Consider the following 19,996-nt stretch of genomic DNA (forward strand, 5'->3'; position numbering starts at 1 on the left):
CCGGGCGCGTCCGCCGAGGGAAAAAAGGTTTCCGTGACCGGCTGAAAGTGTCACGGGCACCCTCCGGAATCGTGTAAGCTTTTGGAGGTGGTTCGGCCGGACTGCTCAGATGAAACTCCTTGGATACACAAGTGAGCGGCATCGGGAGCGGAGAACGGCGGAACCAGCGGGCTGTAGCGCAGCTTGGTAGCGCACTTGACTGGGGGTCAAGGGGTCGCAGGTTCAAATCCTGTCAGCCCGACCAACAGAAAGTACCCCGTCACCGCCTGACAAGGCGGCGGCGGGGTTTTCTGTTCCCCGGACCCGGCGCGGCTATTTCAAAAAACGCGACGTCCTTCGGTCGGCCAGGATCTTCCCCTTGGTCTGGCAGCCCGGGCAATACTGCAGGGACGTGTCCGCGAATGACACCTCACGGACGGTGTCCCCGCAGACGGGGCATGCCTGGCCGGTCCGGGCGTGCACCCTCAGATGGCTCCGCTTGGTGTCCTTGAGTTCATTCGGAGGTTTCCCGCCGGCTTCCTGAAGGGCAGTTCCGAGAACGCTGTGGATGGCGCCGTAGAGGACCCCGACGGCATCCCGGTCCAGGGTCCTGGCGATGGCGAACGGGGAAATCCTGGCCGCATGCAGGATCTCGTCGCTGTAGGCGTTACCGATGCCGGCAATCACGCTCTGGCTCCTCAGGAGGCCCTTGACCTGCTGGGAACTGGAACCAAGAATCCCCGCCAGCGTCTCGACGTCGAACCCGGGGCTGAACGGATCCGGTCCCAGTGCCGCGATGCCGGGAATCTCGGACGGGTCCCGGACCACATAGATCGCCAGGCTCTTCTTCGTGCCGGCCTCGGTCAGGTCCACGCCGAGGGGGCCGGCCGCACTGGAAAACGTCAGCCGCGCCGCCAGGTTCCCCTTGCCCATCTTTAGGTGGGTAGCGGTGGGGGACTCGGTGAACCGGACCCAGCCGGCCCGCGCCAGATGGAAGACAAAATACAAACCGTCGGCTTCGAGGGCGACGAATTTTCCGTAACGTTGTACCCCCGCCACGGCCCTGCCCTCAAGCTCCGCGAACGGCGGATCCGCCGTCTTGAGCACCGCGAACGAGACGATCTGGACTTGCGTCACAACCGCTCCGCGCAGATGCTTGTCCAAAAAGTCCGTCAAGGCGGCCACTTCCGGAAGTTCGGGCATGGCCTAGCCGTTACCGGCGTGTTCCGTCATTGCACCATCATGGCAGAGTCCTCCCGGGCCCTGCCGGATATGCCTATACTTTCAGCGGCGGCCAGTTCACCTTCCCGCCGTCGATATTTGGTGGTTGAACCGACGAAAGGCCCGTCATGAGCAACATTCCCGAAGAGCTGTCCTACACCGCTGAACACGAGTGGGTCACGGCCCCCAACGCCGACGGCGTCGTGCGTGTGGGGATCACTGACTTTGCCCAGGACGCCCTCGGGGACGTCGTCTACGCGCAGATGCCCGAAACCGGCACCAAGGTCACGGCCAACGCCGTCGTCGGCGAGGTCGAATCGACCAAGAGCGTCAGTGACATCTACGCCCCGGTTTCGGGTGAAGTGGTGTCCCGCAACGAGGCGCTGGACACCGATTCGGCCCTGATCAATTCCGATCCGTACGGCGAGGGCTGGCTGATCGAAATCAAGCTTGCCGAAGCCGACGCTGTGGAGTCGCTGCTCAGTGCGTCGGAGTACGAACAGCAGGTAGGCTAAGGGAACGGTCATTCGGACAGGGTTGTTGGGGAAACCACACACAACGCCCGTCGAAGGGCTAACACCGGAACTGCCAGGCTTTTCCGGACGGCATGCGTTGTTTGCAGGGGGGACACCTGCAACGAATGAGGAGGACTCAATGTTTGGGCACGAACGGAACGACACCGGTGACGGTTACGGCACGGGTGGAGTGAAGGCTTCGGAGACCACCTCGATCAACCTCACTCCGGTGCGTGACGAACCGACCTTCACGCCGAAGCTCTCGGCCGAGGAGCGCTCCGCCGTCGAGGCGCTTCCTTACGGCTCCGCCCTGCTCATTGCGCACACCGGACCCAACACCGGCGCCCGCTTCCTGCTGGATTCGGATATCACGACGGCGGGCCGGCATCCGGACGCCGACATTTTCCTTGACGACGTCACGGTCTCGCGCCGGCACGTCGAATTCCGCCGCACCGCGCGGAGCTTCGAAGTGGTCGACACCGGCAGCCTGAACGGGACCTACGTGAACAACGACCGTGTCGATTCCGTGGAACTGAGGTCCGGCAACGAGGTTCAGATCGGCAAGTTCCGGCTCACCTTCTACCTGAGCCCTGCCCGCGCAGCAGGCAACGTCTGATTTCCGGGTAGCTGTCTGTGGCCATGGCACAAGCGGAACGGCGCGGACCCCAGATCTTGAACATCGGGGAAGTCCTAGCTCAGTTGAGCGACGATTTCCCCAGTATGACGGCGTCGAAAATCCGGTTCCTTGAAGAAAAGGGGCTCATCAACCCCCAACGTACGCCGGCCGGTTACCGGCAGTACGGGGAGAGCGACGTCGAACGGCTGCGGTTCGTGCTGGCCCTCCAGCGGGACCAGTACCTGCCGCTCAAGGTCATCAAGGACTACCTCGACGCGATCGACCGGGGCGAACGGCCCGAGAACCTGCCTCCCGGCGTCACGGTGTCTCCGCGGATCGTCTCCGCGGATCTCGCTGCCGAGCTGCAGAACCGGGTCCGGCTGCTGAGCGAGGAACAGCTCCGGGCCGAATCCGGCGCGAGCGTCCCGTTGCTCCAGTCACTGTTGAGCTTCGGCCTGATCGGGCACGTCAACGGCAAGTTCGACGAGCACGCCTTGCAGGTGGCCCGCGCCTGCGTGCAGCTGGAGAGCCACGGCCTGGAGCCCCGGCACCTGCGGCCGTTCCAGGCCGCCGCCGAACGCGAATTCGGCCTGGTGGAACGCGCGGTAGCCACCCTGACCTCACGAAAGGATGCCGCCTCGCACGCCCGCGCCGCCGAGGCGGCCAGGGAAATCAGCGACCTCTGCCTGACCCTGCACCGGGCCCTGGTCCAGGACCGGATCTCGAGGATGGACATCTGATGATTGAGGTCGAGATTGTGGGGGTGCGGATTGAACTGCCGTCCAACCAGCCGCTCGTGCTGCTCAAGGAGATCCGCGGCGAGAGGCACGTGCCCATCTGGATCGGAACCCCGGAAGCCAGCGCCATCGCCCTGGCCCAGCAGGGCGTTGTTCCGCCCCGCCCCATGACCCACGACCTGCTCGTGGACGTCGTGGAATCCCTCGGCCACACGATCGTCAGCGTCAACATTGTCGCTGTGGAGGACAACATCTTCTACGGGCAGCTACAGTTCGAGAACGGCACCACCGTCAGCTCCCGGGCCTCCGACGCGCTGGCGCTGGCGCTGCGGGCGAAGTGCCGGATCTGGTGCGCCGACGCCGTCATGGATGAGGCGGGCGTCCGGATTACCGAACACGACGAGGGCGAGGACACCCACGCCGGTCCCTCCGTCGATGAAGAAGGCGAACTGCGGCGCTTCCGGGAGTTCCTCGACGACGTCGAACCTGAAGACTTCGCCGGTTGAGCCGGCCCAGGTCACGTTAAGGTTAAAGTTGAGGCTGAAAGTTTCGACACGCCCCGGCAATAGCCCGAACGTCTTTGACCTTGGGCCCCGGCGGGCCTAACGTCGGAGGTACAAGTTCCCATTGCATACGATAGCCCCGCAGGCCACACTGGAAAGTGCAGCCGCGGGGAAATCACACGGGTGAAATTTTATCCGGTTGAGGTTTGTTTTGCTAGGGATAGCCAGCTGTAGCTGCAACTTCCGCAAGGGAGCCACGACAAGGAGGATCGACGTGAGTCCGAAAGGCGAAGCAGGCGAGCTCAAGCAGACCCCGACGGCCGGTGTTGCCGTGCCCGCCAGCGGTGCCCAGGGCCTGCTGTTCACCGAGGACCTTCCTTTCCTGGACGAGGACGCGGGCTACCGCGGTCCCACCGCCTGCAAGGCGGCCGGCATCACGTACCGCCAACTGGACTACTGGGCACGCACCGGACTCGTGGAGCCCGCCGTGCGCGGCGCCGCCGGTTCAGGCTCCCAGCGCCTCTACGGCTTCCGCGACATCCTCGTCCTCAAGGTCGTCAAGCGGCTCCTGGACACGGGCGTCTCGCTGCAGCAGATCCGCTCCGCCGTCGAGCACCTGCGGGAGCGCGGCGTCGAAGACCTTGCGCAGATTACCCTCATGAGCGACGGCGCCAGCGTCTACGAGTGCACCTCGGCGGACGAAGTCATCGATCTTGTCCAGGGCGGGCAGGGGGTCTTTGGCATCGCCGTCGGCCGGGTCTGGCGTGAAGTGGAAGGCAGCCTCGCGGCCCTTCCCAGCGAACACGTCAGGGACCAGTCGTTCCCCGACGACGAACTCAGCAAGCGCCGGGCCGCCCGCAAGATCGGCTGAGACCGGGACCAAACGAGATTTATCCGGCGAAGGCCGCCTTCCCCTGGAAGGCGGCCTTCGCCGTCGGCGGGCGGTCCGGGGTGCTCTGCCGGTGCCTAGCGGCCGGTGCGGTCCGGACCGGCGCCGCCGGTCTGCGGGCCCGCGGACGTCAGCAGGTTTGCCAGCAGGGCATCGAACAGGGCCGCGGCGTTCTTGGCGGAGTCTCCCGGCCAGTGGTGGATGGAGTGGGCTGCACCCTGGATCTGCTGCCAGTTGGCCTGCTCGGGGATATGCGGGGTCAGCAGCAGGGTGCCGAACATGGACTGCATCTCTGCGAGCCGGAACGTGTGTTCCGCGGAACCGCTCCGCACCCGGTTCGCGACGATTCCCGCCGGGGAGAGGTTCGGGGCGAACTCGTTGCGGAAGAGCTGGATCGCGCGCATGGTGCGCTCCGTGCCGGCGACCGAGAAGAGCCCGGGTTCGGCGACGAGGGTCACTTTGTCACTTGCGGACCAGGCCATCCTGGTGAGTCCGTTGAGCGACGGCGGGCAGTCCACGAGGACCAGCTCGTACTTGTCGGCTCCGGCCAGCACCGCGGAGAGCCTGCGAAGGTCGCGGCGGCCCAGGTCCGGGCGGTCGTAGATGCCGGTGTAGGCGGAGCCGACCGCCACGTCAAGGACGGAGGGTGCGGAGGCGGATTCTGCCGGGCCGCCGGGAGCGGAGCCGTTGGCGCCGGCACGTTCGACCCAGCCGCTGGGGACAACGTTTTCTGCCAGGCGGGCCCGCCGCGGAGCCTTGAGCATCCTGCCGATATCCAGCTGCCCGCCGGGACGGACCCCCAGGGCCGTACTCGCATCGGCATGGGGGTCAAGGTCGACAACGAGGGTGGGGATTCCGGCGGCCAACGCCGCAGACGCCAATCCGGTGGTCACCGATGTCTTGCCGACACCGCCTTTGAGGCTGCTGATGCTGACTACTTGCACTTGAAAAACCAATACCTAACGCCGGTTGCCGTGACGGGGTCGTGCCGGCTCCTGCGTTCTCCGGAACCGGGGCGTGCATGCGCCACCCACCTCCTCATCATATGTTGCTGCTCCGCCGAAACCCGTCTCATCCGGCGCCGGAGCGGCAGATCCGGCACGGGCGTTACCGGCCGAGGGCCCGTGCCCCTGCCTGGCACGGCATCCGTTCACCGCATCCGTGACGCGTAATACAGTGACCGTGACCACAATAATTTGTGTTTGCCCACGCCCGTCTTAGACACTGTGAGCAGTTACCGATACGCCCGCAATGATGCAGGAGAAGCATGTTTTCCAAAATTCTGGTGGCCAACCGCGGCGAAATCGCGATCCGGGCCTTCCGCGCGGCCTACGAGCTCGGCGCCAAGACCGTAGCCGTTTTCCCGCATGAGGACCGCAACTCGATCCACCGCCAGAAGGCGGACGAGGCGTACCTGATCGGCGAGGAGGGCCATCCCGTCCGCGCCTACCTCGACGTCGACGAGGTGGTGCGCGTCGCCAGGGAATCCGGGGCCGACGCCATCTACCCCGGCTACGGGTTCCTGTCCGAAAACCCCCGGCTGGCACGGGCCGCCGCTGAGGCCGGCATCACGTTCGTGGGCCCCCCGGCGGAGGTCCTGGAACTCGCCGGCAACAAGGTCGCCGCACTCGAGGCGGCCCGCAAGGCCGGCGTCCCGGTGCTCAAGTCCAGCCAGCCCTCGAAAGACGTCGCGGAGCTCATCGCCGCCGCGGACGGGATCGGCTTCCCCATCTTCGCCAAGGCCGTCGCCGGCGGCGGCGGTCGCGGCATGCGCCGGGTGGAGACCCGCGAGGCCCTGCCCGAGGCGCTGCAGGCCGCCATGCGCGAAGCCGACGCCGCGTTCGGGGACCCCACCATGTTCCTGGAGCAAGCCGTCCTGCGGCCCCGCCACATCGAAGTCCAGATACTGGCCGATGCCGAGGGCAACGTCATGCACCTCTTCGAGCGCGATTGTTCCATCCAGCGCCGGCACCAGAAGGTCATTGAGATCGCCCCGGCCCCGAACCTCGACGAAGGCATCCGCCAGGCGCTCTACCGGGACGCCGTGAAGTTCGCCAAGGCACTGAACTACGTCAACGCCGGGACCGTTGAGTTCCTCGTGGACACCGTGGGGGAGCGCGCCGGACAGCACGTCTTCATCGAAATGAACCCGCGCATCCAGGTCGAGCACACCGTGACCGAAGAGGTCACCGACGTCGACCTCGTCCAGGCGCAGCTGCGCATCGCCGCCGGCGCGACCCTCGCGGACCTGGGCCTCTCGCAGGAGAGCGTGCAGCTCAAGGGCGCCGCCCTCCAGTGCCGCATCACCACCGAGGACCCGGCCAACGGCTTCCGGCCCGACGTCGGCAAGATCTCCGGCTACCGTTCCGCAGGCGGCGCCGGTGTCCGGCTTGACGGCGGCACCGTCTACTCGGGTGCAGAGATCAGCCCGCACTTTGACTCGATGCTGGTCAAGCTGACCTGCCGGGGCCGGGACTACCCGGCCGCTGTGGCCCGCGCCCGCCGGTCACTCGCCGAGTTCCGCATCCGCGGTGTGTCCACCAACATCTCTTTCCTGCAGGCCGTCCTGGACGACGCGGACTTCATCGCCGGCAACGTGGCCACGTCGTTCATCGACGAGCGCCCCGAACTGCTCAAGGCCCGCGTCTCGGCCGACCGCGGAACCAAGCTGCTGACGTGGCTCGCCGAGGTCACCGTCAACAAGCCCAACGGCGAGCTCACGGTCCACAGTGACCCGGCTGCCAAGCTGCCGGCCCTGGAGGACGCCGCGGCCCGGGCGGGCTCCCGCCAGCGGCTGCAGGAGCTGGGCCCGGACGGCTTCGCGAAGGCCCTGCGCGGGCAGACCGCCGTCGCCGTCACCGACACGACCTTCCGCGACGCCCACCAGTCGCTGCTGGCCACCCGCGTCCGGACCCGTGACCTCGTCGCGGCCGGGCCGGCAGTGTCCCAACTGCTCCCGGAATTGCTCTCCGTGGAGGCCTGGGGCGGCGCCACCTACGATGTCGCCCTGCGCTTCCTCGGCGAGGACCCGTGGGACCGGCTCGCCGCGCTGCGCAAGGCGCTGCCGAACACCTGCCTGCAGATGCTCCTGCGCGGCCGCAACACCGTGGGCTACACGCCGTACCCGGAAGAGGTCACGGTGGCGTTCGTCAACGAGGCCGCCGCCACGGGCATCGACATCTTCCGCATCTTCGACGCCCTCAACGACGTCAACCAGATGGCGCCAGCCATCCGCGCCGTCCGCGAGACCGGCACCGCCGTCGCGGAAGTTGCCCTCTGCTACACCGCGGACATGATGGACCCGGACGAGAAGCTGTACACCCTGGACTACTACCTGGAGCTCGCCCGGAAGATCGTCGACGCCGGGGCGCACATCCTGGCGATCAAGGACATGGCGGGCCTGCTGCGTCCCGCGGCCGCCGCCCGTCTTGTGACGGCCCTGCGGGAACGCTTCGATCTTCCGGTGCACCTGCACACGCATGACACGGCAGGAGGCCAACTGGCGACGCTGCTGGCAGCCGTGGAGGCCGGTGTGGACGCCGTCGACGTGGCCTCCGCCTCGCTGGCCGGCACCACCAGCCAGCCCTCGGCGTCGGCCCTCGTGGCGGCGCTGGCCCACACGCCCCGCGACACCGGGCTGAGCCTGGCCAACGTCTGCGCCCTGGAGCCGTACTGGGAGGCCGTCCGCCGCATGTACGCCCCGTTCGAATCCGGCCTTCCGGGCCCCACCGGCCGGGTCTACCAGCACGAAATTCCCGGCGGCCAGCTCTCCAACCTCCGCCAGCAGGCGATCGCGCTGGGCCTCGGCGAGCGGTTCGAGGCCATCGAGGACATGTATACCGCGGCGGACCGGATCCTGGGCCGCCTGGTGAAGGTCACCCCGTCCTCCAAGGTGGTGGGCGATCTTGCCCTGCACCTGGTGGGACTCAACGCCGATCCCGCGGACTTCAACCAGAATCCGCAGAAATACGACATCCCGGATTCCGTGATCGGCTTCCTGTCCGGCGAACTGGGCGACCCTCCCGGGGGCTGGCCCGAGCCGTTCCGGACCAAGGCCCTGCAGGGCCGGACCATCAAGGTCCGCGATGTCGAGCTCAGCGCCGAGGACAGCGCCGCCCTCACCTCCGATTCCAGGACCCGCCAGCAGACCTTGAACCGGTTGCTGTTCCCGGGTCCCACGAAGGACTACCGGAAGAGCGTGGAGACCTACGGCAACCTCTCGGTGCTGGATACCCGCGATTACCTCTTCGGGCTGCAGCGCGGCGCGGAGCACGAGATCGAACTGGAGAAGGGCGTGCGCTTGATTGCCTCGCTTGAAGCCGTCTCCGAGCCGGACGAGAAGGGCATGCGCACCGTGATGTGCACGCTCAACGGCCAGTCCCGGCCTGTCGTGGTCCGCGACCGTTCCGTGGTCAGCAACGTCAAGGCGGCCGAACGCGCCGATGTCTCGCTGCCCGGCCAGGTGGCCGCACCGTTCGCCGGTGCCGTCACGCTGACCGTCAAGGTCGGTGACCCGGTCAAAGCCGGGGACACCGTGGCCACGATCGAGGCCATGAAGATGGAGGCGTCCATCACGACGCCGGTGGCGGGCGCCGTGTCGCGGCTCGCCGTGGGCGGCATTGAACAGGTCCAGGGCGGGGACCTGCTGCTGGTGGTCGAGTAGCGCCGGCGCGGCACACCGACCCAACCGCCAAGGGTCCTTCCGGCCGAAGCTGGAAGGACCCTTTCGTTATTGCAACGCGGGGTCAGCTACGGCCCATCCGGGGGCCCCGGATGGGCGCGATGTGACCCCGCGTTGCATTTGGGGCTGGTGGCGCTAGGGACGGGTGGGCCGCGGGGCGCCGTACATCTCTTCGATCACGTTCTCGAAGTCCTTCATGACCTGGGAGCGCTTGACCTTCATGGACGGCGTCAGGTGCCCGGAATCCTCGGTGAAATCGGCCGGTACGATCCGGAAGGACTTGATGGCTTCGGCCTGGGACACCGACTGGTTGGCGTGGTTGATCAGCTCCTGCACCGCGGCCTTGACGGCCGTGTTCTCGCTCGCCTCGAGGAGCGTCGTTGAGGCGGGTAGCCCGTGGCGGTGCAGCCAGCCGGGGAGGGCTTCCTCGTCAAGGGTGACCAGGGCGCCGATGAACGGGCGGTTGTCACCGACGACGAGTACCTGCGAGACGAGTGCATCGGCACGGATCTGGTCCTCGAGCAGGGCCGGCACCACGTTCTTGCCGCCGGCCGTGACAATGATTTCCTTCTTGCGGCCCGTGATGGTCAGGAAGCCCTGCTCATCGAGCTGGCCGATGTCGCCGGTTCGCAGCCAGCCGTCGTCGAGGGCCTCAGCCGAGAGGTCCTCGCGCTTGTAGTATCCGCGCATGACGCAGACGCCCTTGGCGAGGATCTCGCCGTCGTCGGCAATCTTGACGGCGTTGCCCGGGATCGGGGCACCGACGGTGCCGATCTTGATCAGCTGGGGCGTGTTCACGGTGATCGGCGCCGTGGTCTCGGTCAGGCCGTAGCCTTCCAGGATCTGCATGCCGATGCCCTGGAAGAAGTGGCCGAGCCGTTCACCCAGCGGCCCGCCGCCGGAGACAGCATGCGCCACCTGGCCGCCCATGGCATCGCGGAGCTTGCCGTAGACGAGCTTGTCGAACAGGGTGTGCTTGAGCTTCAGGACCAGGCCGACCTTCCCGGCCTGCCGCGCCCGGGAGTACTCTATGGCGGTGTCCGCGGCGCGGTGGAAGATGGCGCCCTTGCCGCCGTCCTCGGCCTTGGTCAGCGAAGCGTTATAGACCTTCTCGAACACGCGCGGTACCGCGAGGATGAAGGTCGGCTTGTAGCTTTGCAGGTCCGGCAGCAGGTTCTTGATGTCCGGCGTGTGAGCGACCGTGACGCCGCCGGCGACCGCCATCACCGAAATGAACCTCGCGAAGACGTGGGCGAGCGGCAGGAACATGATGGTCCGGGCCTGCTCGTGGACAATTTGGTTCAGCGATGTGGCCAGCGCGTTTTCGGAGAGTTCCACGAAGTTGCCGTGGGTGAGCTCGCAGCCCTTGGGCCGGCCGGTGGTGCCGGAGGTGTAGATGATGGTCGCGATGTCCTTGAGGGAGGCCTGGCTCCGCCGGGCCTCCAGTTCCTGGTCGCTGACGGCGGCGCCGGCGGCCCGGACCTCGTCCAGCCCGGTGCCCGCGAGCTGCCAGACGTGGGCCAGGGCGGTGAGGCCTTCGGACGTGGCGGCCTGCCGGATGATGTCCTCGTGGTGGGCGGATTCGCCGAAGGCGGCCACGGCGCCGGAATCGCCAAGGTTCCAGGCGACCTGCGCGGGGGAGGAGGTCTCATAGATGGGCACGGACACGGCACCGGCGAACCAGATCGCGAAGTCAACCAGCGCCCATTCGTAGCGGGTGCGGGACATGATCCCGACCCTGTCACCAGCGCCGACGCCGCTGGCCATCAGGCCCTTGGCGATCAGCGAAGCATCGGCGAGGAAATCGGTGGCCCGGACGTCCCGCCATTGCCCTGCGGCGTCCAGCCGCGAGAAGAGGGCAGGGTTGGACGCCTTCGCGGCCTGGCGCAGCACCAGGTCCGTGACGTTTGATTCCGGCGGGACGTTCACCAGGGGCGGGACACTGATTTCTCGCACAAAAGCTCCTTTGATCTCCATTGACCCGCAAGGGGTACGGCCAACACTAGTACGTGGTCCCAAAGGACTGTGTCCTGCGACACCTACTGGCGAGTAACTTTACGGCCCGGGGCCCCGGCGCGCCACCCGGAGTGCTGACCGGGAGCGGAATCCTCCGGCGAATAGACTGTTGAACCATGCACACCCCAGCACCCGGACAGCAGCGCGGCCCGTTTGGCAGGACCGCGCCCTGGCGGCGCAGGGTGCGGGCGGGTGCGGGCGGCGGTGCCCCCGTTCCTGGCCTCCGTGAGCAGATGCGGCTGGGCCGCAAGGGCCTGGCCATCGGCGTCGACATCGGCGGCACCAAAGTGGCGGCGGGCGTCGTGGATGCGGAGGGCCGGATCCTCAGCCAGGCCAAGCGTTCCACCCCCGGCAACGACCCGCGGGCGGTGGAGCAGGTCATCGTGGAACTCGTCGAGGAGCTGGGCGCGGGACACCGGATCGCCTCCGTCGGGATCGGCGCGGCGGGCTGGATGGACCTCGACGGCGGCACGGTGCTGTTCAGCCCCCACCTGGCCTGGCGCAACGAGCCGCTGCGGGCGAACCTGCAGCGGCTGCTGCGCCGCCGGGTCCTGCTGACCAACGACGCCGACGCGGCCGGCTGGGCGGAGTGGCGCTTCGGCGCCGGCCGCGGCGAGAGCCGGCTGGTCTGTATCACCCTGGGTACCGGCATTGGGGGCGCCATGGTGATGGACGGCCGGCTGGAGCGCGGCCGGTTCGGCGTGGCAGGGGAGTTTGGCCACCAGATCATGGTGCCCGGCGGCCACCGCTGCGAATGCGGCAACCGGGGCTGCTGGGAGCAGTATGCCTCCGGCAACGCGCTGGGCCGGGAAGCCCGCGAGCTGGCCGCCGCCAACTCCCCGGTGGCGCAGGAAATCCTCAAGGCGGTGGATGGCCGGGTGGAGAGCATCACGGGCGTGATCGTCACCGAGCTCGCCGAGGCCGGGGATCCTACGTCGCGGGAGCTGATCGAGGACGTGGGTGAGTGGCTCGGGCTGGGCCTTGCCAACCTGGCCGCCGCGCTGGATCCGGGCACTTTCGTGATCGGCGGCGGACTGTGCGACGCCGGCGAACTGCTGGTCGCGCCGGCGCGGAAGGCCTTCGCCAGGAACCTGACGGGGCGCGGCTTCCGCCCGGCGGCGCGGATCGAGCTGGCGGCCCTGGGCCCCGATGCAGGCCTGATCGGTGCGGCCGATCTGTCCCGGGTCAGCCGGCGCGTGCGCAGCTAGACGCGGGCGCCGTCGTCGTGCTCATCTTTTTCGCCGGGAAGTTTCATGATCAGGAAGACCACCGAGGCCGCAAAGGCGGCCACCATGCCCAGGATCGCCACGAGAGGCGCGGAGCGCCAGAACATAGCGGACAGCACGAGCGCGACCGGGCCGCCCACAGCACCAAGCCACGCCAGCACCGTCATGGGGTCGGCCCCGGCGAGGCTCGGCGGGTCCTCCGGCACGAACCCGTCCGCGCCAGCGGGATCGTCCTCGGCCGCATAGTCGCGGGGACCGTGCGGATACTCCGGAGCGTCTTCCTTGCCGTGCCCGCCGTCCTGCGTTTCCGGTGTCTCCGGTGTCTCCGGCGGCCTGGCGAGCCGTTGCTCGGCGGAAAGCTCGACGGGCGCGGCCACAGACAGTCCCAGGGGATCGAAGTCGCTGAACGGCCTCGAGGCGGGGGCGCCCTCGGCGCCACCGGGGACGCCGGCCGGGTCCTTGCCTTCCAGCCTGGCGACAAGGTCCAGCCAGACGGCGTCATCCTGGTTGGCGCGGGAATCCGATGAATCCGGGTCAGGAGAATCCGGGTCCGGTCTAGTCATGTGCCGTGTCCTTCGGGCTCGCGTGGGCAGCGTCCGGGGTGGATTCCGCGACGACGGACCGGATGAATTCGGCAGTGCCGCGAAAGATCTCCGGCGCGTCGTTGTCCATGGTAGCCACGTGGTAGCTGTTTTCCAGCCGGATGACCTCAGACGGGGCGTGGGTGAGCCCGCGGCGCAGGGCCACCATGCTCGACTCGGAGACCACATGGTCCACCGCCGAGCGGTAGATCCGGACGGGCGCGGTGATGCGCGGAAGCAGCCGCACGGTGTCCTTGAACATCTTGTTCAACTCATGGGCCGCGGCCAGCGGTGTCCGGAGATAGGCGCCCTCGTTGGTGTCCGGTTTGAGGATGTCATTGCCGATCGCAGGCGTGCTCTTGAGCACGAACTTCAGGACGCCGGCCAGCGGCGCGCGGGGGTCATCGATCACGAGACCCGGGTTCACCACGACGACGCCCGCGACCGGCCGGGTTGCGGCAATCCGCAGCGCCAGCGCCCCGCCCATCGACAGCCCGGCCACGACGACGTGGTCGCAGTCCGCCGCGAGGTCCAGGTACGCGGCATCGACGCCGGCATGCCAGTCCTGCCAGCGGGTCCGCGCCAGCTCCTGCCAGCTGGTGCCGTGGCCCGGCAGCAGCGGGGCCCGGACCGCGTAGCCGGCGTCGGCCAGCGACACCGCCCAGTCCCGGATACTGTGCGGGCTGCCGGTGAAGCCGTGCGAGATCACGACGCCGGTCCGCGGGCCGGTCCCGGTGAACGGGCTGCTGAAGGGGGCGTGGTCCGGGGGGATGCTCATAGGGACTCCGTGGCTGGGGACGGCGGCGGGGCGGCGGATGCGGGGAACGGCGCTGACAAGGCCGGCAGGTCAGAGGGTGACCGCTGCCCGGCAGCAGCGCGCGCCAGGAAAAACCGGGCGGATTCCTCGAAGATCAGCGGCGCGTCGACGTCGAGCGTCGCGACATGCCCGCTGTGCGGGAGCCGGACGACGTCGAGTTCGCGCGATCCCAGCCGCTTCCGCAGGAGTGCGAGCGAGCTGGGCGGGACCACGACGTCGGTCTCGGACTTGAAGACGAGGGCCGGGGCGCGGACGGCGGGCAGTTCCCGGCGGGTTGCGTTGAACAGCCGGCTGAGCTGGTGGACCGCCTCGAGCGGGGTCAGCGAATAGTCACCGTCCTCGGTGGGCGACGCCGTAGGGTTCTGTTCCTGCACCGGCACGGTGGTCCGCTGGAGGTACTTCAGGGCGCCGATGATCCGGACCCTGCGGTCATAGAAGCTCAGCCCGGGATTGACCGCGACGACGCCCGCGACGTCGTGCCGGGCGGCGGTGCGCAGGGCGATGGTTCCGCCCATGGACAGTCCGGCCACGAAGCAGTCCCGGGTCCGGGCAGCCAGTGTGAGATAGGCGGCCTCGAAGGCGTTGTACCAGTCCTGCCAGCCGTGGCGGGCCAGATCACGCCAGTCGGTGCCGTGGCCCGGCAGCAGCGGCACGGAAACAGCGAAGCCCCGGGCGGCCAGATCCTCGGCCCACGGGAGGACGCTGAGCGGGCTGCCGGTGAAGCCGTGGCAGATCGCTACGCCGGTGCCCGCGTTGCCGCCGTGGCCGGGGTAACTGAACGCCGCGGGCGCCAGGGGAATGCTGCTTCCGGTCATGTGCCCATCGTGTCACTGTTCGCGACAAAACTCACTAGAGTAGGGTGTCATTGAAGTCCTGGCCGGACCTGACGGAGGGCCGGCCGGAGGCCTTCCGGAGAGGTTCACCACGTGTTTTATTGGTTCATGAAGACGTTCGTTCTCGGACCGGTGCTGAAGACGCTGTTTCGGCCCTGGGTTAAAGGCCTGGACAACGTCCCCGCCCACGGCGCCGCGATCCTGGTATCGAACCACCTCTCCTTCTCTGATTCCATCTTCATGCCGCTGATGGTGCCCCGGCCCGTGGTGTTCCTGGCCAAATCGGAGTACTTCACCGGCAAGGGCATCAAGGGCAAGCTGACGGCCGCCTTCTTCCGGCTGACCAACCAGCTGCCCATGGACCGGTCCGGGGGAGCCGCCTCGGCCGCGTCCCTCAACGCCGGCATGGACGTGCTCGGGAACGGCGCGCTGCTGGGCATCTACCCCGAAGGCACCCGCAGCCCCGACGGCCGGCTGTACCGCGGCAAGGTGGGCGTGGCCAGGCTGGTCCTGCAGGCCCGCGTTCCGGTCATTCCAGTGGCGATGATCGGCACGGACAAGGTCCAGCCGATCGGCAAGCGGATGCCCAACATCCGGCGCATCGGCATGATCTTCGGGGAGCCGCTGGACTTCAGCCGCTACTACGACGTGGAGGACGACAGGCTCATCCAGCGGTCCGTGACGGATGAGATCATGTACGCGTTGATGCGGCTCTCCGGCCAGGAATACGTCGACGAGTACGCCGCCGTCGTCAAGCTCCGCCTCGCCCAAAAAGCAAGCGGGCAGCCCGACGACGGCGCACCCGCCGCCGGCGGCGCCCCGGGCAGTGTGTGAGCGTACCGTGTGACGGTGCGGGCCCTGTCAATGACGGACCGGCTAAACCGATCCGCGCGGGGCAACTATCCTTAGAGGGTGACTGAACTCTCTGCGCCTTCGGCCTCCTCCCTGAACAGTTCCCTGAGCGGCCCGCCCCTGGCGGGTTCCGCGCTCACCAGCACCGCCCAGAGCGGTGCCGCCAACTACCCCGGCCTGGACCACTGGCGGGAGCTGCCTGTCTCCCAGCAGCCGAGCTGGTCGGACAAGGCAGTCTTCGACGCTTCCGTCAGGGAGCTCTCCGTCCTCCCGCCGCTCGTGTTCGCCGGTGAAGTCGACATCCTCCGGGACCGCCTCGCGGCTGCGGCGCAGGGCAAGGCGTTCCTGCTCCAGGGCGGTGACTGCGCGGAGACCTTCGAGGCCGCCACGGCGGACAGAATCAGCGCCCGTGTCCGCACGATCCTCCAGATGGCCGTGGTCCTCACCTACGGTGCCGCCATGCCGGTGATCAAGATGGGCCGCATGGCGGGCCAGTTCGCGAAACCGCGCTCGTCCAATGACGAAACCCGGGAAGGCGTCACGCTCCCGGCGTACCGCGGCGACATCGTCAACGGCTATGACTTCACCCCCGAGTCCCGCGCGCACGACGCCAGCCGGATGCTCAAGGCCTACCACACCTCTGCGTCGACCCTGAACCTGATCCGCGCCTTCACCCAGGGCGGTTTCGCGGACCTGCGCCTCGTACACCAGTGGAACAAGGGTTTCACCGAAAACCCGGCGCACGCCCGCTACGAGTCGATGGCCCGGGACATCGACCGCGCCATCAAATTCATGGCTTCCTGCGGCGCGGACTTCGAGGCGCTCAAGCGGGTGGAGTTCTACGCCAGCCACGAAGCCCTGCTGCTGGACTACGAACGCGCCCTGACGCGCATCGATTCACGCACCGGCTTCCCCTATGACACCTCCGCGCACTTCCTCTGGATCGGGGAGCGCACCCGCGAACTGGACCACGCGCACGTCGATTTCCTCTCCCGCGTACGCAATCCCATCGGCGTTAAGCTGGGCCCGTCCACGAGCGGCGACGACGCCCTGCGCCTGATCGACACGCTTGACCCGGACCGCGAGCCCGGCCGCCTGACCTTCATCACCCGGATGGGGGCACGGAACATCCGGGAGAAGCTTCCCGCACTCGTGGAGCGCGTCACCGCCTCCGGCGCGCAGGTCCTGTGGGTCACCGACCCCATGCACGGCAACACGGTCACGTCCCCCAACGGCTACAAGACGCGGAACTTCGACGACGTCATCGACGAGGTGCGCGGCTTCTTCGAAGTCCACCACGGCCTCGGCACCGTCCCCGGCGGACTGCACGTGGAGATGACGGGCGACGACGTGGCCGAGTGCCTCGGCGGTGCCGATCCGGTGGATCAGGAATCCTTCCTGGACCGCTACGAATCGGTCTGCGATCCGCGGCTGAACCACATGCAGTCCCTCGAGATGGCGTTCCTGGTGGCCGGGGCGCTCTCCAAGCGCTGAGCCGCGGCTGGCGACTGCCAGCACCCAGGGCACCAGCGCTAGACGACCGTCAAAGTGACGAGGGATCCTTCGGGGGCCTTGGTCTTCACCGGATCCTGGTCCCGCACGGTGCCGAAGAAGCCGCCGAGGATGTTGTTCACACGGACTTCGAAGCCCAGCTGCTCGAGGGCCTTGCGGGCCTCGGCCACCTGCTTGCCGATGAAGTTCGGCACCTCGACGAGCTTCGGGCCCTTGGAAATGGTCAGAGTCACGGATCCGCCCCTGGTGAGGTTGCCGCCCGCCGGATCCTGCGCCACGACGGCACCCTTGGGGACCTTGCGGTCGTTCACGGGTTCCGGCGAGACCACTGCCGTGAGCCCGGCCGCCTCGAGCGCCTTCACCGCGGCGCCCTGTTCCTGCCCGCGCACATCCGGCACCGGGATGGGCTGCGGGCCCTTGGACACGGTGAGGTTCACCGGCGTGCCGTGTCGGGCAGGGTTGCCGCTGCGCGGGGCCTGCGCGAGGACCTTGCCGGCAGCCGCTGATTCGTTAAACGTCTCGGTGATCTGTCCCAGGGCCATTCCCGCGCCGTTGAGGGCCGTCTTGGCCTCGTCCAGGGTCCTTCCGGTCAGCTCCGGCAGCGCGAAGAGTTCGGGTCCCTTGGAGACGGCGAGGGAGACCGGCTGGAATTTCCGGATCACCTGGCCGGCCGACGGCTCCGAGCCGACCACCAGGCCGGGCGAAACGGCGTCGTCGAACACGTCCTTGGTGGTCGACTGGAAACCTCCGGTCCGCAACAGTTGCTGGGCCTCGCCGACGCTCTTGTTGGCAAGGTCCGGGATGGTACCGGGGGAACCGGGGCCCATGCCGAAGAACCAGCCGGCTCCGGCTGCCAGCAGGGCGGCAATGACCAGCAGGAAAATCCACAGCAGGCCCCTGCGTCGCGGGTTTCCCTCACGCAGGCTCCGGACCGGGGTGGCCGCGGCACGCGCACGCGCCTTCTCCTCGTCGCGGCCCTGCCGGCGCTGCACGCGTTTACTCCCTGCCGGCGGTGCGCCGCCGCCCTCAAACCCGGCTTCGTCCCGGTAGGCGTCCGGGTCCGGATACGGCGCCTCTTCCGGGGCGGACAGGGGGCCGTAGGCGGGGCGGCGCGGCGCGGCGGACATGACGGTAGTGGGGTTGCTGCCCCGGGCGATGATCTCGGTGGGCTGCTGGATGCCGCCTATCACCTCGGTCCTGGAGCCGGCCCCGGTTGCGCCAGCCCGTGGCTGCGGGGCGTCCCGGCCGGGAAGGGCGGGCAGTGCGGCGGCCGGGAGGTCCGGGCGGCGCGCGGCCGGCGGCTGGAGGTCGAGTTCGGCGTCGCTGAGGTTGGTGCGGATGTGGCGCAGCTCTGAGAGCAGCGCGTTCCCGTCGACGGGACGCTTGTCAGGGTCGTTGGCAGTGCACCACTGCACCAGCTCGTCGAGCTCCCCGGCGAGCCCCGGGACCAGCGCTGAAGGGGCGCCGACGGTGGAGTTGACGTGCTGGTAGGCCACCTGGATGGGGACGTCGCCGTCGAACGGCTGGCGGCCGGTCATCATCTCATAGAGCATGATCCCCACCGAATAAATGTCGCTGCGGGCATCGGCCTGCCTGCCCAGGACAAGTTCGGGGGAGAGGTAGGCGACGGTTCCGATCAGGGCCCCGGTGCTGGTCGACGCCGAGACGGCGCGGGCCAGTCCAAAGTCACCGACCTTGATCCGCCCGTCGTCGGCGATGAGCACGTTTTCGGGTTTGATGTCGCGGTGGATCAGTCCGGCGGCGTGGGCGGCGCCGAGTCCTTCGACGACGGGGTCGATCAGGGCCAGGGCAAGGCGGGGCGAGAGGGCGCCCTTGTCCTTGATGACGTCCCGCAGGGTGTGGCCCTTGATGTACTCCATCACGAGGTAGGCGATCCGGCCGTCTTCGCCCTGGTCCAGGACACCCACCACGTGCGGGTGCGAGAGCCTCGCGGCCGCCTTGGCTTCCCGGCCCAGCCGGTCCAGGAACTGGGGGTCGCCGGCCATGTGCGGGTGGAGCACCTTCAGCGCCACATCACGCTCCAGCCGCTGGTCGGTGGCCACGTACACGGTGGACATCCCGCCGCTGGCCAGCCGGGAGCGAATCAGGTAGCGGTCATCCACCAGCGTGCCTGCGAGAGGGTCCGACGTGTAATGCTGCACCATATGATCCTAATCGCTGCACGGAAACGGGTCCGGACCACCATGTGATCCGGACCCGTATCGTTATGCGCTCTCCTCGCGTGACGGCGCGCCGCCGCGCCTCGGCCTGCGGGGTCTTGAGCCTTAGCTGAAGTTCTTCTGGTTCGCCTTGATGGAGGCGACGTAACGCTTGGTGTCCTCGTACATGCCGTATTTGCTGACCGAGTACTGGCCCTGGTAGTAGCCCGCGATGGCATTGTCCAGGTCCGGGCTGGTACGGACCAGCTGGCGGATGATGGCGACGCCGGCCGTGGCGTTGTCATACGGGTCCAGCAGGTTGAGCTTGCGGCCCACGAGGTCCGAGGCCCACTGGCCGGAGGACGGGATGACCTGCATGGTGCCGATGGCGTTGGCAGGGGAGACCGAGCGGTGGTTGAAGCTGGATTCCTGGAAAGCGAAGGCCATTGCCAGCGACGGATCAACGCCCATCTTCCGCGCGGTGTCGGCGACGATGGACTTCATCTGCTCGCGGCTGGGTACCGGTGAGGCGTTCAGCAGGGCCTTGTTCTCGTTGGCGGAGCTGACCACGGCCGCCGGATAGCTGAAGCCGAGGAAGGTGCTGGGCACCAGCGGCGTCACTGTCGCGGAAGGCTGGCTGGAGGCCGGGGCGATGGACGCGCCCGGGATGACGAGCTTCTGGCCGGGGTAGATCATGCTGCTCATCGTCAGCCGGTTGGCGGAGAGGACGTCCGAGAGCTTGACGCCGTTGCGGGCCGCGATCCCGGAGAGGGTGTCACCGGACTTGATCGTGTACGAGCCCGAGGCGGGCGCCGGTGCTGCAGGGGTGGAGGCAGGTGCCACCGGGGCGGGGCCGGCG

The 19,996-nt window shown here is 68.0% G+C and carries 17 protein-coding genes and 1 tRNA gene; 10 read left to right on the top strand and 8 right to left on the bottom strand.

The features are described 5' to 3' along the window. Positions 1-167 precede the first annotated feature (167 nt). Positions 168-244, top strand: a tRNA-Pro gene (locus tag BJG92_RS16890). Between the two features lie 68 nt (positions 245-312). On the opposite strand, the gene BJG92_RS16895 is transcribed toward BJG92_RS16890, so the two are convergent. Continuing rightward, positions 313-1,182, bottom strand: a complete 870-nt coding sequence (locus tag BJG92_RS16895; RefSeq protein WP_232085139.1) for an Fpg/Nei family DNA glycosylase — start codon at positions 1,180-1,182, stop codon at positions 313-315. 146 nt (positions 1,183-1,328) lie between these two features. Between BJG92_RS16895 and gcvH the strand changes: the two genes are divergently transcribed. The 5 genes from gcvH (at position 1,329) to BJG92_RS16920 (ending at position 4,442) form a co-directional block, all read left to right on the top strand. Next, a complete protein-coding gene (gene gcvH / locus BJG92_RS16900) occupies positions 1,329-1,715 on the top strand; it encodes a glycine cleavage system protein GcvH (RefSeq protein ID WP_232085140.1) in 387 nt (128 codons plus the stop codon). A gap of 139 nt (positions 1,716-1,854) precedes the next feature. Further along, a complete protein-coding gene (locus tag BJG92_RS16905) occupies positions 1,855-2,331 on the top strand; it encodes an FHA domain-containing protein (RefSeq protein WP_232085141.1) in 477 nt (158 codons plus the stop codon). A 23-nt stretch (positions 2,332-2,354) separates the two neighbouring features. Beyond that, positions 2,355-3,071, top strand: coding sequence for a MerR family transcriptional regulator (locus tag BJG92_RS16910; protein ID WP_232085142.1), 717 nt, complete (start codon positions 2,355-2,357; stop codon positions 3,069-3,071). Continuing rightward, a complete protein-coding gene (locus tag BJG92_RS16915) occupies positions 3,071-3,574 on the top strand; it encodes a bifunctional nuclease family protein (RefSeq protein ID WP_232085143.1) in 504 nt (167 codons plus the stop codon). Before BJG92_RS16910 ends, BJG92_RS16915 begins: the two co-directional genes overlap by 1 nt. 271 nt (positions 3,575-3,845) lie before the next feature. After that, positions 3,846-4,442, top strand: coding sequence for a MerR family transcriptional regulator (locus BJG92_RS16920; protein WP_308011680.1), 597 nt, complete (start codon positions 3,846-3,848; stop codon positions 4,440-4,442). A gap of 95 nt (positions 4,443-4,537) precedes the next feature. Here BJG92_RS16920 and BJG92_RS16925 read toward each other — a convergent pair whose 3' ends face one another. Further along, entirely contained in the window at positions 4,538-5,404 is an 867-nt protein-coding gene (locus BJG92_RS16925; protein WP_232085144.1) for a ParA family protein, read from the bottom strand. Positions 5,405-5,727: 323 nt separating this feature from the next. Between BJG92_RS16925 and BJG92_RS16930 the strand changes: the two genes are divergently transcribed. Beyond that, complete coding sequence (locus tag BJG92_RS16930) at positions 5,728-9,123, top strand: pyruvate carboxylase (RefSeq protein WP_232085145.1); 3,396 nt, start codon at positions 5,728-5,730, stop codon at positions 9,121-9,123. A 153-nt stretch (positions 9,124-9,276) separates the two neighbouring features. Here BJG92_RS16930 and BJG92_RS16935 read toward each other — a convergent pair whose 3' ends face one another. Beyond that, a complete protein-coding gene (locus BJG92_RS16935) occupies positions 9,277-11,097 on the bottom strand; it encodes a long-chain fatty acid--CoA ligase (RefSeq protein ID WP_232085146.1) in 1,821 nt (606 codons plus the stop codon). Between the two features lie 176 nt (positions 11,098-11,273). Here BJG92_RS16935 and BJG92_RS16940 point away from each other — a divergent pair, with 176 nt between their 5' ends. Then, positions 11,274-12,365, top strand: coding sequence for an ROK family glucokinase (locus tag BJG92_RS16940; protein ID WP_374199821.1), 1,092 nt, complete (start codon positions 11,274-11,276; stop codon positions 12,363-12,365). Here the strand turns inward: BJG92_RS16940 and BJG92_RS16945 are convergent. From BJG92_RS16945 to BJG92_RS16955, 3 genes are read right to left on the bottom strand one after another with little or no spacing between them, the layout of a single operon-like run. Continuing rightward, positions 12,362-12,946: a hypothetical protein gene (locus tag BJG92_RS16945; RefSeq protein ID WP_232085147.1), complete on the bottom strand. Its 585-nt coding sequence runs from the start codon at positions 12,944-12,946 to the stop codon at positions 12,362-12,364. The genes BJG92_RS16940 and BJG92_RS16945 overlap by 4 nt on opposite strands. Next, a complete protein-coding gene (locus tag BJG92_RS16950; RefSeq protein ID WP_232085148.1) occupies positions 12,939-13,742 on the bottom strand; it encodes a carboxylesterase in 804 nt (267 codons plus the stop codon). The genes BJG92_RS16945 and BJG92_RS16950 overlap by 8 nt, the downstream gene beginning before the upstream one ends. Next, positions 13,739-14,596: a carboxylesterase gene (locus BJG92_RS16955; RefSeq protein ID WP_232085149.1), complete on the bottom strand. Its 858-nt coding sequence runs from the start codon at positions 14,594-14,596 to the stop codon at positions 13,739-13,741. Before BJG92_RS16955 ends, BJG92_RS16950 begins: the two co-directional genes overlap by 4 nt. Before the next feature lie 111 nt (positions 14,597-14,707). On the opposite strand from BJG92_RS16955, the gene BJG92_RS16960 reads away from it, so the two are divergent. Together BJG92_RS16960 and BJG92_RS16965 are read left to right on the top strand one after the other, a co-directional pair. After that, a complete protein-coding gene (locus BJG92_RS16960; protein WP_232085150.1) occupies positions 14,708-15,448 on the top strand; it encodes a 1-acyl-sn-glycerol-3-phosphate acyltransferase in 741 nt (246 codons plus the stop codon). Between the two features lie 78 nt (positions 15,449-15,526). Next, on the top strand, positions 15,527-16,960 hold the full coding sequence (locus BJG92_RS16965) for a class II 3-deoxy-7-phosphoheptulonate synthase (RefSeq protein WP_374199822.1): 1,434 nt from the start codon (positions 15,527-15,529) through the stop codon (positions 16,958-16,960). Between the two features lie 38 nt (positions 16,961-16,998). On the opposite strand, the gene BJG92_RS16970 is transcribed toward BJG92_RS16965, so the two are convergent. Together BJG92_RS16970 and BJG92_RS16975 are read right to left on the bottom strand one after the other, a co-directional pair. Next, positions 16,999-19,143 (bottom strand): Stk1 family PASTA domain-containing Ser/Thr kinase, encoded by a 2,145-nt coding sequence (locus tag BJG92_RS16970; RefSeq protein WP_232085151.1) that lies wholly within the window; start codon positions 19,141-19,143, stop codon positions 16,999-17,001. 120 nt (positions 19,144-19,263) lie between these two features. Continuing rightward, a partial coding sequence (locus BJG92_RS16975; RefSeq protein WP_232085152.1) for a transglycosylase SLT domain-containing protein occupies positions 19,264-19,996 on the bottom strand: 733 nt, incomplete at its 5' end.

Origin of the sequence: Arthrobacter sp. SO5, from assembly GCF_020532805.1 — a bacterium.
In the GTDB taxonomy this organism is placed as follows: domain Bacteria; phylum Actinomycetota; class Actinomycetes; order Actinomycetales; family Micrococcaceae; genus Arthrobacter.